The organism is Alteromonas sp. C1M14, assembly GCF_018860965.1.
Taxonomy (GTDB): Bacteria; Pseudomonadota; Gammaproteobacteria; order Enterobacterales; family Alteromonadaceae; genus Alteromonas.
The window spans coordinates 186234-198142 of sequence record NZ_JAHKQF010000015.1 but is presented as its reverse complement, the minus strand read 5'-3'; the positions used below and the strand labels follow the sequence as shown (position 1 = coordinate 198142).

Sequence of the window (11909 nt, the reverse complement as noted above, 5' to 3'; positions counted from 1 at the left end):
TGTTCCAACTACCTGTACTACTAGAACCAAGCTTCAGGGATGATAACGATATCACCCGGCAATATATCGATATTTTTAGAAATGTCACCATCTCGGATTAAATCATCAATATTGACATCATAGGTGGTCTGTTTACCGTCAACCACTCTGACTAATTTAGCGTCGTTGCCATTGGCAAATTCTGTTAAACCACCCACTGCGATCATAACATCCAGTAGGGTCATGTTTTCAGAATAACTAATTGCACGAGGGTTAGTGGCTTCGCCGATAACGCGAACTTGCTCACTTAATGGCCCGGCAAAATTATTAACGCTAACCGTCACTCGTGGGTTATTAATAAAGGTAGAGAGTTGCTCTTCTAACTCTCTGGCAAGCATTGAAGGGGTTTTACCCGCAACATCCACATCTTCTACCAGTGATGTGGTAACTTTACCATCTGGACGAACAATAAATTGTCCAGAGATTTCAGGGTTACGCCAGACAAATATCGTCAGCGAATCACCTGGACCAATAAGATATTGGTAGTCATTTACATTGGTTGTCATTGATGGGTGAGCTGTTGCCTCCGGCAACGTTGAGTGACTTGTGCATCCAGATAGGGCTGTCATAGCGCCGACAACCGTCAAGCTTAAAATGTGTTTAGACCAATACATGAGAGTTCATCCTACACTCGTTATAATCAATTTTTTGCCTTAATGTAATTTACCCTACGGCAAATAACACTATAATGCCAACATCTTGTATAGTCTATTACAATAATAACCTTTATTATGAACAAAGATGTTGCAGTTTCAGGGGGCCAAGGGTGGCGATAAATAAGCACAACCAGAGTAAACGTTCCAATATACTCGTTGTAACCGAAGCGTTACTCATTGCCTATATGGGCTATATTACTCAGTTTATTCTGGTTCAGATAGGCTTGAGTAATCCGGTAACGATTGAAAAGTTAGTTGTTAATGTAGGCTTACTCACAGTATGTATATTGCTGTGTTCGCTATCAGTAGGGTTATACGAAGCAAAACTTCGAGAAACATTTCGTGGCATTATTAGGCGTATTTTCGTCAGTGTGGGGTTAAGTTACTTCCTTGTTGAGGTGATAAGCCGAGCACTGTTCGATGAACTAGTCATGCATTCTTATTTTCTGCCTGCCGCAGTTTCCAGCACAATTATTATGCTGGTTATCTTTCGCTATTTTACTAATCGACTTGGGTTGCTTGGTTTAGGCAAGGTACGTATTTTGGTTTTAGGTGCCGGTGAACGGGCGTCCATTATCGAAAAACGTATGCGTCGTGACGTGGACCGTATCGGTTTTGACTTGTTGGGTTTTGTGCCCATTCCTGGTGATAACCGTGAAGATGGTATTAAAAGAGAAAAAATCGTTCATGTAAAAGTGGATGAAAATTTTCAGCAGTTTATTGCGGAAAATGAAATTGAAGAAATCGTCATTGCCTGTGACCAGCGTCGGGGAACACTCCCTATCGATGTGTTGTTTGAGTGTCGTTTACGAGGCATTGAAGTCACTGACTTGCTGGATTTCATGGAGCGGGAAACCGGCCAAATTGTGGTCAACCTCATGTATCCAAGCTGGGTGATTTATTCCAACGGCTTCCATAGTCAAAACTATCTGCGTGACGCCCTAGATTATTTCTTGAACGCTTTTCTTGCCACCTTTGTTTTATTGTTTGCGTGGCCGTTTATGATGATGACAGCGCTCATTATCTGGCTTGATGATGGTCGAAGAACTGGCTCATCGGTGTTCTACAAGCAAGAGCGCGTGGGGCTTAATGGTAAATTATTTAAGATCATTAAGTTTAGAAGTATGCGTCCTGATGCGGAGAAAGATGGCGCTAAGTGGGCTAGCAAGAACGACGATCGGGTTACCCGTATCGGCCATTTTATCCGTAAATATCGGATCGACGAACTGCCACAACTTATTAACGTGTTTAAAGGGGAAATGGCATTTATTGGGCCACGTCCCGAGCGTCCCGAGTTCGTAGAGAAATTGGTACGAGAAGTGCCTTATTATAATCAACGCCACAATGTGAAACCGGGTTTAGCCGGCTGGGCACAGTTGAACTATCCCTATGGAGCGAGTGTGGAAGACTCCATGGAAAAACTAAAGTTTGATCTTTACTACGTTAAACATCAAAGTTTGCTGCTGGATATTTTGATTCTTATCCGAACCGTTGAAATTGTCTTGTTCGGCAAAGGACGTTAGTCACCCACTATACGTGTTGCCAACAGGGAAGCAGGAATAGCAATAGGAAGCAGATAATGAAAAGTAAAGACGGTTTTTTATCGTTTTTTAGTACTCACCCCGCGCGTAGATTATTCTGGTTGCCCGTGCTGCTTGCTGCAGCATGGGCACTTGTTAACTACCCGGTAATGGTGACGTTATGGCGTCATGGTTTCGATGATGGCACCTATTCTCATGCGTATTTGATACCGTTTATTTTTATCTACCTCATTTACGTACTGGCGAAAACAGGCCAGTTAACTCCTCGAAGCCGCGTGTATATACCAGCCGTTGTCTGTGGAGTGGGCTTATGCTTTTTGTATTTCGTCGCCGTGGCGTCGCAAATCAGTCTACTCGTTTGGGTATTGTCTCTGGCCTTACTTGCCAATATCTACTGGATGGTATTTCGCTTCTCGTGGGGGTTAGCTTATACCGTTGCCTTTTTACTGTTTATGTATCCGTTATGGGGCACATTACAAACCGCGCTGCAACATTTCTCTGTGTTTTCGGTCATGAATATCATGTCCCTAACCGGTATTCCCACATACGTGGAAAATACCTCTGTAATGATCCCCGCTGGGACTTTCATTATTGCGGGAGGGTGCAGTGGATTACGGTATTTCTTGGTGTCGCTGGCAATCGGAACCCTTTTCGTCTTTCTTAATTTACGACGTCGCTCTGCCATTGTGAAGTTTATGCTACTCGCTATTGCAGGAGCGTTAATCACCAACTGGATTCGTATTGTGGCATTAGTCTTGATTGGTCATTTTTCGGATATGCAAAGTGATCTCATGCGCGACCATAATAATTTCGGCTGGTATATTTATGCGCCCTTTGTGTTTATTTTATTTTGGTACGGCGAAAAACTGGCTAAAAAAGAGCCGTCAGACCCTATGGAAGATGCTGCTCCCACCATGGCCACCACGTTATCGGTCAATGGTAAAGCAGTGATTGCTGCGTCTGCATTGGTGCTGCTTTCTTCCTCTGCCATGATGTTATCAGTGTTTTCCTCACCCCAACCGCCTGAAGCGCAATGTGGCACATTTGATAGCCTCGGTGAAGCCGTACCTCTACTGCCTTATCCTGCCTATAAATGTGTAACAACCGTGCAAAAAAATGGCCTTAAAATAGATAAAGCTAAAGTGGTTTTTGACGGTTCGGATCTTGATGGCAAACCTACTCAGTACCAGATACGTTACTTTCCCGAATCTTGGCGAATGCTTAGTCGTTCTACTGATGAAGGCTGGAATACCGTCGTTACCGTGCATAAAGGACAGCAGCATCTTTTCGCCTGGCGCTTCTTTATTGATGGCCAAACCACCCCTAGCGTGGTTGGCATGAAGAAACTGCGATTGCAAAAGGCGTTTGCCAATACTCGCTCGTCGGGCTTAGATTGGGTGCATATACGGTGTAATGGAAACTGTGACGCGGAAAAAGTGTCTTGGAATGAAACTGCACGAGCGTGGTGAAGGTGCGCATTTCTCGCATAACGTCCTATGCTGAACTGGGGCGGCTGCAAGGTCATTGGGATGAGTTAAGCAATCGAGCGCATAACAGTCAGGTATTTTTAAGTAGCTCATGGTTACTTACTTGGTGTGACACGTTTGCCCATCATATCCAGTCGTTGTCGGTATTTTGTGCCTGGGATGGGGATACGCTGGTTGCCTTATTGCCCTTGTATCGCCCCGTGGGTAAACCTCGTCACCTGTATTTTATGGGGACGGGGGAGCCGGAAAAAAGTGAAGTTTGCAGTGAATACCTAGATGTACTGCTAGACTCTGACTACGCCGATACTGGGTACGCTGCGCTAATGCCGGTGATCATGAATGTTAAAGAAACCTTGGTGTTCCCCAATGTACGTGCCGATTCCGTGCTAAAGGGCTGGCTGGAAAAGCGCATTCCTGCCCAGCGCCTAATAGCGACAAGCCCCATGCGCCGCTATTTTATCCCATTGCAAAACCCGCCGTTAGCCAAGTCTAAATTAAGAAAAAAAGCCACGCGCTACTACAATACATTTTTAAAGCAAGAAAACGCCACGGTGACGCGCCCCACTGAATTACATGAAGCCATGGCGATTTTTCATTCGTTGGTAAAGCTGCATACACGTCGATGGCGGAAAAGACAAACACAGACCATTTTTGATGACAGGGATTTTATGGCGTTTCACCAGCAGCTCATTCCCCGTTTGTGGAAAAGTAAGCAACTTGCGCTCACTCAGCTGGCGGTGGGGGATGAAGTTATCGCTGTGTTTTACGGGTTTCTCAATAATAAAAGTATGTATTTTTATCAAAACGGTATTAATGAGGAATTTAAACCGAATGTATCGCCGGGTAGTATCATGCATCTCGTTCAGGCGCAGTATGCGTTGAGTGAAGGACTCGACGAATATGACTTTCTAGGGAGTAAACCGGGTAATACTTATAAAACCCGATTAACCCCTTACCATGCACCGCTTTTCAAAATAACGGTTTATCCTTCAATAGTGCGAAAATACAGGGAAATGACGGTGCTTTTTCTTCAAAAACTAATCGCACGTTTTTACAGGAATTGGAAATGAATAACCCAACCATCAAGACTGTGAAAAACGGCAATAATGCACAGCCACAAGATGAATTAAAAGCCACCTGTTCCATGGGGTTCTTTTTCTTATTTATCTATACCGTATTGGTATTTGTGCGTCCCCACGAGTGGCCACTATTTGAAATCAATTTTCCGCTGCTGCGAATTTTCATTATTCTGGCCTTTGTTAGTTATCTTGTATCCCTTGCGCCAAAAATCTGGAATGTGCAGTGCTCCTTGCTATTGGGCATGTTTTTTGTGGTGGTGTTATCCGAATTTCGCGCATTCAGATTTTTCTCAAACGCCTATGTGATGCAGGAATCCTTCGTCTCTAATTTTTTACCCTTCTTGTTGTATGTGGGGTTTTTGCAAACCCATGGGCGGCAAAAGTGGATCATGTTTGTCAGTATGGCCGCATCGTTAATCATGGTGCAGCAAGCGTGGTCACAAATATCTAATCCCTTAGGCATAGGTTGGGCCGAAGCGGCAATGCCCCGAGGGGATGCGCTGCAAGCCCGCTATATTGGTATTTTTAACGATCCCAACGACATGGGCATGTTTTTGATCATGAATATGCCCATTGCTGTGTACTTTATGACCCAAGCGACAAGCAAAATCATGAGGCTGCTTTACCTGACCTGTGTGGTGGCATTTTTAGCGGGCATTTATTGGACCGGCAGTCGCGGGTCGTTGGTGGGAACATTTGTTGTTTTCATTGCTTTTTTCTACCTTCGATATGGCAAGCCCAAAACCATCGTTTTGTCATTGTTGGCGTCACCTGTGGCGTTGTTTGTGATGACAAAATTCCGCGCCATATCCACCGATGACGAAAGTGCAAATTCGCGCTTGGAAGCTTGGTATCAGGGGGTGCAAATGTTTAAATATCGCCCCTTGTTTGGTGTAGGGAAAGAACAGTTTGTCGAATATCACAATAAAACGGCGCATAACTCCTATGTATTGACGTTTGCAGAATTAGGCACGGCGGGGTACACGCTATGGATGACCTTTATTGTCATCATGTTTTATATGCTTATTCGTATCAGAAAGTTAGATCCCCAGCGTGCCACTAACAAGGCGTTATTTTTAAAAGAGCAAAGTGTAGCCGTGTACCTGACCATTTCGATGATCGGGTTTTGCACCACCGCGTTTTTTATTAGCCGTACCTATATTCTCTTTTTCTATATTTTCGCAGCCATGTGCGCTGCGTGTTATATCAGAGCAAGCCGACTACATCCTGATTTGGAACCGTCCATTTCTTGGCCTAGTTTTTCTAAATGTGCATTAGGGGCGTTTATTTCCCTTCCAATATTGTACGTAATAATTGTCGTTCTACTTGGACTTTAGCGATAGATGAGTATTCAGCAGAAAGTAAGTGTCATCGTACCGTTTTATAATGGCGGTAAAACACTGGGCAAAACGCTAGCCGCGTTGTTTGCCCAAACTTATACGGAAATAGAAGTGATTGTGGTGAATGATGGTTCACCTGAACCCATCGAAGCCCATGTTCAAGCATTTGTAAATGAGCCCCGTCTACACGTTATTACACAGAAAAATGGCGGTGTGGCAGGGGCGAGAAACACGGGCATTAAAGCCGCTAGCGGGGCATTTATCGCCTTTTGTGATCAGGACGATATTTGGCACCCAGATAAATTAGCACAGCAGATGCCTCATTTTGATGATCCCGCTATCGGATTAGTTTATACGGGCACTGAAGCGGTTAATACCCAAGGACATAGTCAAAAAATACTGCCGACCCATGAAGGTCAGTGTTTCGCCGCTTTAAGTGAAAAGAACTTTATAACCTGTTGTACAGTGGTATTACGAAAGTCGCTCATTGAGCAAATCGGCTACTTTAATGCAGACCGGCAGTTGCAAGGGGTTGATGATCGTTTTGTGTGGATGCGGGTTTCGCGTTTGTGTGAATTTGCGGTAGTGAACAAGCCTCTGGCCACTTACGTGATCCACGGCGATAACTATTCGTTGGACAATCAGAAAATGCTTGATGCCGATGTCTACTGTATGCAAACCCTAGCTGCATTACCGGATATGAGTGAAGAGGAAATTCGGTTGCTGGAAAGGGGGTTGCAAAAGGTGTATTTACATTATGCCAATAACTTCCTTTATCGTAACCAGACAAGCAGCGCAGGCCGTTGCTATCGTGCTGCGTGGCAAACCGACAAACAGCGTTTAGATTGGTTACTTATCGGTGCATTGATCTCATGCACACCGCCGGCACTACTCGTTAGGCTTAAGCGCCTACGCAAAGCAATTATTTCTTAGGGATGGCAGTGAAAACAAAAGCTCTTATTATTATTGGCATGCACCGAAGTGGTACATCTGCGGTGTCAGGGGCACTGGCAGAGCGGGGCGTCTTTATGGGCGATGATTTGTATGGTCCGCAAAAAGGTGTAAATGACAAAGGTTTTTTTGAAAATTCCGCCCTTGTCAGGTTTAACGAACGTCTGTTTGACGAATTAAATTGGTCTTGGGATGACCCTTTGGCCTCAGCCCATAAAAAATGCGAATGGGAAAAATTAGATAAGTGGTTGCCCAGTGCTGTTTCGTTAATCAAACAGGAGTATGGCAAGCACGCTATCTGGGGCATGAAAGATCCCAGAACCTCATTACTTTTGCCTTTTTGGCAGAAGGTATTGGCTGAAGTAGACGTAGAGCCTACTTATATTGTCATGATGCGTCACCCTGCAGAAGTTGCGGGCTCTTTGGCTAAGCGAGATCAATTCTCTACTGACAAATCCTTAATGCTCTGGTTAAATTATACGTTATCTAGCCTTGTTAATACCGCGGCCGATAATCGCATTGTGGTTTCTTTCGATGATTTGATGTCGTCCCCGCAAGGGCAAATCAACACAATCGTCACCCATATTGGTTTACACGTAGAATCCGATTCGAAATCCGACTTTATAGACACGCGATTACGAAAACAAAATAACCGGCAAGTCAGTCAGACTCCGCTGGGCACGTTAAGTGAATCGGTATTTAATCAAGCATTAAAGAATGCCGACCTGCCAGGTACCCTAGTAGAGCAGTATAACCAGTACTGTGATGCATTATCTGCTGTGCTTAAAGAGCACATCAGTGATATCAAAAAATCCGAAGTGTTTTATCGTCATTTGTTCTTTGATGCGTACCGAACATTTTGGTGGAAAGCTATTTTGCCGGTTAAAAAGGTCGAAGAATTTGTACGTAAGCTGTTTAAAAATAAGCCGGGGATATAGTTGTGCGCGATGAGGTCATTTACTCATTAAAGTGGGTCGCGATTGGTAAGATTATTGGACAGTCTATCCGCTGGATAACGACGATATTTACCCTTAGACTACTTTTTCCTGAAGATTACACCATTATTGCCCTTGGTTCTTTTTTCTCGGCGTTATTGTGGTCTGTCAGTACCGGCGGTATTACTTCTTCGCTTATTCGCGAGCCTAATTTAACCGACGAAAAACAATCTCAGTTCTTCTCATTTATGATCATAGCGCACCTATTGTTTTTTGCTGTCATGCAATTAACTGCGCCCTTGATCGCATCCTTCTACGACAACCCCGCCATAGAGGCTGTGTTGCAAGTTACCTCATTTAACTTTTTGATCGTGTTATTTGGGATCATGCAGCAAACTCAATTAAATCGGAATATGAACTTTAAGCAGTTGTCGATGATTGATGCGTTCAGTGAGTCAGTAGGCTCGTTAACCACCGTCTCAATGGCTTATCTGGACTTTGGATTCTGGTCGATTGTGGTAGGAAACCTCGTTGCCAGTTCACTTAAACAAGTGGGTTATCTTATCGCTGAAAGAACCTGGTACTGGCCCAGTCGCATCACATCATCCATTAAAGAGATGGTAGAATTTGCAAAAAAAGCCTCTTTTTTTGGGATATTGGCTCACCTTACGGCCAATATCGATATTGCGATTGCGGGTATCGTTATGTCCAACTATGAAGTGGGGATATATCAATTTGCGATTGTGGTGGCCATGATCCCCGCCTCAAAAGTGTTGCCTTTGATTCGACAAGTGGCGTTTCCTGCTTATGCCAGAATTCAAAATGATCCCGCCCGTCAATGTCGTTATTTCCAAAAATCACAACGAATGGCTTATCTTTTGTTTATTCCTGTGTTTTGGGGAATTGCGGCTTGCGCTACCAATGCCGTACCGTTGGTTTTCGGCGACAAATGGCAGCCGGCTGGCACGGTGATCCTACTGTACTGTCTCTCTATGCCGTTTCGTTCAGGCTTTGAAATGTTTTCGCCATTGCTTAAATCATCGGGTAACCTCAATGTGATGATTTCTAATATGTTCATCACACTGATTATTCTTATCCCCTGTTTTTATTTTATTGGCACTACGCCCGAGAAAATGGCTATTGCCTGGCTGGTTGGTTACAGCTTCGCTTACATCATTACCACTGCTAGGGCATGTAATATTATTGGTTTATCTTTGAAAGATAAGTGGAAGAACATAACCGCGCCGGTTGTTGCCGGTGTTGCTATGTTTGCTGGGGTGTTCTGGTTAGGCACCCTGTTATCGGGAAGTGCGCTATTTTCAGTTGGTATTCTTATTGCACAGGTTCTCACAGGAGCCATTATATATCTAACGATTTTATATTTTGTGAATGTGGAGTTTATTCACGAACTAGGTGCGTTAGTTAGAAGGAAAGCGAAATGATCGTTTGTGATAAATTTAAATTTGTTTTTATCCAGAATAAGCAAACTGCCTGTACCGTCATTGCCGACGAGTTAGTCGAAAATTATGGTGGAAAGCACATATTGTCTAAACACGACTCATTCGAGAAGTTTCTTAAAATTGCCACACCGCAACAGCGTGAGTATAAGAAGGTCATTGGCATTAGAAACCCCCTTGATAAAACGTTGGCGCAGTATTACAAGTACACCGCGGATCACCATGATTATTCAGATCCAAAAAATTGGGAAGAAAATGGTGGCTGGAGCCATAAATCTCAGGTTGAAGCCTTTATGGATGTGAATAAGGCTGGCTATTCATTCGAAGACTATTTTTGGAAATACTTAAATTACACTTACATGAATTTTTACTTCATTCCGGGGTTTTCCTACGATTTTGTTATGCGTTTTGAAAATCTACAGGATGATTTTGCCAGTATGTTAAAGGCGGTAGGCGCAGAGCCGGTCAGACCGTTGCCAATTGGCAACAAAACGCGGGTGAAGAAAGATACATTTGAAGCTTATTACACAAATGACAAAATGAAAGCGGCGGCGGTGAAAAACTTTGGCCCGTTTATGCAGCAACAGGGTTATGCCTTGCCCGAGGGGTGGGGAACAGTGCCTGCTAGTTCAGTGATAAAGTATAAGCTGCTGTGCTCTGCTTCGGCATTAACAACAAAATATCAATTTTTAGATCATCGTAAAGAACCAATTCGTACTATCAAACTAAAACTACGGGGGCGCTAATTTCGCTTATGAATACTTTTTTCTGCTTATTACTGGTGTTAACTGTTAGCTTCTCCTCCTTCAGCTATGGAGAAACCAGTTCCGCTGATAGTTGCGCGGAAAAAGATATTTCAGTGCGGGGTAACGGCAAGCGCAAACAGGTGACTTTTCCCAGTGTTGTTGGGGTGCAACCTAATGAAGCGCTAGTGTCTTCTTGCCTTATTTTCACCGGTATTGATACTTACCTTACTTTGGAGAGTAAGGGCGTGGAGGTATCAATAAATGAACAGCCTTTTGTCGTGGCTGACGGTCAGAAAATAAAAGAGGGCGACAGCCTAAGGTTACGGGCGGTGGCACCGTCTAAGCAGCGCAAAGGCCAAAGAGTCATTGTTAATTTATTGGAAGATGCCGCTGCGGTGCAGTTGAAGCGTATGAAGTATCTGATGATTTGGCGTATTTATACGTCGGCGCCACCAAGCGATAAAATCTACAAGGTTGGGCCTAATTCGCCATACCGGGAAGTTGAAGATGTTCTCCCCCTCTTACACCCTGGCGATACGATTTTGCTCGAGGCCGGTGCTAGCTATCAGGGCTTTATTGCAAAAAATATTTCGGGTACAAAGGCTGCGCCTATCACCCTTAAAAGCGATGCTAAAAACCCCCAAGATCGCCCACGTTTAATTGGTAAGGGGGGCGGCCGACGAGATTGGGTCGTGGGGCTTTCAGGCTCTTATTTTTGGCATATAGAAAACCTTATCGTGGAAAACGGTGATGTGTGTGTCCGTCACGAAGCGGCCTATACGGTTATTAGCGACGTGCTGATAAGAAATTGCCACCACGGCGTTTTGGGAACAGACCAAAATTCAGGCTCACTCACCATTAAAAACAGTGAAGTGGTGTCTTCAGGGGGCAAGGTTAAAGGGCGAGCATGGGGGCATGCATTATATATCGCCACGGATCGTGATCGCTTTCCTGATAGCGTTTTTACACTGGAAAACAGTTTCGTACACGGTAATCGGGGCAACGCGATAAAATCCCGTGCTAAAACCACCCGTATTCATGACAACTGGCTAGAAACATCCACCGATGAGCAGTCTCGATACCTCATCGAATTAATAGGATACGACGCTTACGATGACAGTGAACCCTTATACGGCTATGTAGAAAACAATGTACTGGTCCATATTGGCAATCAGCATAGCATTCGGGTTGGGGGCGATGGGACCGGGCGTAATCGCGGGCCTGTCAGTTTTAAAGGAAACCTTTTTGTTTTTTCGAAAGATTTTTCCGGCACCATATTTCGAATTTATCACGGTTTAGGATCTTTGGATGTTGTCGATAGTGTCTTTTTAATCGCGAATGCGTCGCCGATCCTTATTCGGGATATGTTAACCCCAGAGCAATGGACGTTTGGCAAGCCGCGGGTTCGTTTCGAAGGGAATAAAGTGGGCAAGGTGGCCACCCCTTATTATCACGATAAGGGCAATGCGGATTTATCCGAAGCCTATTTCTCTGATGTTATTCTCAACAATGACATTATCGATTTTGTCTCGGTAGACTTGAGTGACCATCAATGGTTAGAGCAATTGGCAACAAAAAATAGTGTTAAGAATTTTCAGCTAAATGTGCCTTTTACTCATCGTCCCACGGAACAAAGCTATATTATGAAGAATAACTGATTACTTTTTATTCGAATGGA

At 44.1% G+C, this 11909-nt stretch carries 10 protein-coding genes; 9 read left to right on the top strand and 1 reads right to left on the bottom strand.

Going from position 1 to position 11909, the window contains the following annotated elements:
- Window positions 1-20: 20 nt before the first annotated feature.
- Window positions 21-653, bottom strand: a complete 633-nt coding sequence (locus KO501_RS13385) for an XrtA/PEP-CTERM system exopolysaccharide export protein (protein ID WP_216030176.1) — start codon at window positions 651-653, stop codon at window positions 21-23.
- Between the two features lie 152 nt (window positions 654-805).
- Here KO501_RS13385 and KO501_RS13380 point away from each other — a divergent pair, with 152 nt between their 5' ends.
- From KO501_RS13380 to KO501_RS13340, 9 genes are read left to right on the top strand one after another with little or no spacing between them, the layout of a single operon-like run.
- A complete protein-coding gene (locus KO501_RS13380) occupies window positions 806-2218 on the top strand; it encodes a TIGR03013 family XrtA/PEP-CTERM system glycosyltransferase (RefSeq protein WP_216030175.1) in 1413 nt (470 codons plus the stop codon).
- 56 nt (window positions 2219-2274) lie between these two features.
- On the top strand, window positions 2275-3705 hold the full coding sequence (xrt, locus tag KO501_RS13375) for an exosortase (RefSeq protein WP_216030174.1): 1431 nt from the start codon (window positions 2275-2277) through the stop codon (window positions 3703-3705).
- Entirely contained in the window at window positions 3702-4793 is a 1092-nt protein-coding gene (locus tag KO501_RS18585; RefSeq protein ID WP_216030173.1) for a GNAT family N-acetyltransferase, read from the top strand. Before xrt ends, KO501_RS18585 begins: the two co-directional genes overlap by 4 nt.
- Window positions 4790-6139: an O-antigen ligase family protein gene (locus tag KO501_RS13365; RefSeq protein ID WP_216030172.1), complete on the top strand. Its 1350-nt coding sequence runs from the start codon at window positions 4790-4792 to the stop codon at window positions 6137-6139. Before KO501_RS18585 ends, KO501_RS13365 begins: the two co-directional genes overlap by 4 nt.
- A 6-nt stretch (window positions 6140-6145) precedes the next feature.
- On the top strand, window positions 6146-7075 hold the full coding sequence (locus KO501_RS13360; protein WP_216030171.1) for a glycosyltransferase family A protein: 930 nt from the start codon (window positions 6146-6148) through the stop codon (window positions 7073-7075).
- Window positions 7076-7083: 8 nt separating this feature from the next.
- Window positions 7084-8031, top strand: coding sequence for a sulfotransferase (locus tag KO501_RS13355; protein ID WP_216030170.1), 948 nt, complete (start codon window positions 7084-7086; stop codon window positions 8029-8031).
- 2 nt (window positions 8032-8033) lie between these two features.
- Window positions 8034-9470, top strand: a complete 1437-nt coding sequence (locus KO501_RS18580) for a lipopolysaccharide biosynthesis protein (RefSeq protein ID WP_216030169.1) — start codon at window positions 8034-8036, stop codon at window positions 9468-9470.
- On the top strand, window positions 9467-10231 hold the full coding sequence (locus tag KO501_RS13345) for a sulfotransferase family 2 domain-containing protein (RefSeq protein WP_216030168.1): 765 nt from the start codon (window positions 9467-9469) through the stop codon (window positions 10229-10231). The genes KO501_RS18580 and KO501_RS13345 overlap by 4 nt, the downstream gene beginning before the upstream one ends.
- A gap of 8 nt (window positions 10232-10239) precedes the next feature.
- Window positions 10240-11889: a hypothetical protein gene (locus KO501_RS13340; RefSeq protein ID WP_216030167.1), complete on the top strand. Its 1650-nt coding sequence runs from the start codon at window positions 10240-10242 to the stop codon at window positions 11887-11889.
- Window positions 11890-11909 lie beyond the last annotated feature (20 nt).

What these genes read in the sequence shown, in the direction of transcription:
- KO501_RS13385 (WP_216030176.1), bottom strand. Translation starts at nt 653, where the DNA reads ATGTATTGGTCTAAACACATTTTAAGCTTGACGGTTGTCGGCGCTATG.
- KO501_RS13345 (WP_216030168.1), top strand. Translation starts at nt 9,467, where the DNA reads ATGATCGTTTGTGATAAATTTAAATTTGTTTTTATCCAGAATAAGCAA.
- KO501_RS13340 (WP_216030167.1), top strand. Translation starts at nt 10,240, where the DNA reads ATGAATACTTTTTTCTGCTTATTACTGGTGTTAACTGTTAGCTTCTCC.
- xrt (WP_216030174.1), top strand. Translation starts at nt 2,275, where the DNA reads ATGAAAAGTAAAGACGGTTTTTTATCGTTTTTTAGTACTCACCCCGCG.
- KO501_RS13365 (WP_216030172.1), top strand. Translation starts at nt 4,790, where the DNA reads ATGAATAACCCAACCATCAAGACTGTGAAAAACGGCAATAATGCACAG.
- KO501_RS13360 (WP_216030171.1), top strand. Translation starts at nt 6,146, where the DNA reads ATGAGTATTCAGCAGAAAGTAAGTGTCATCGTACCGTTTTATAATGGC.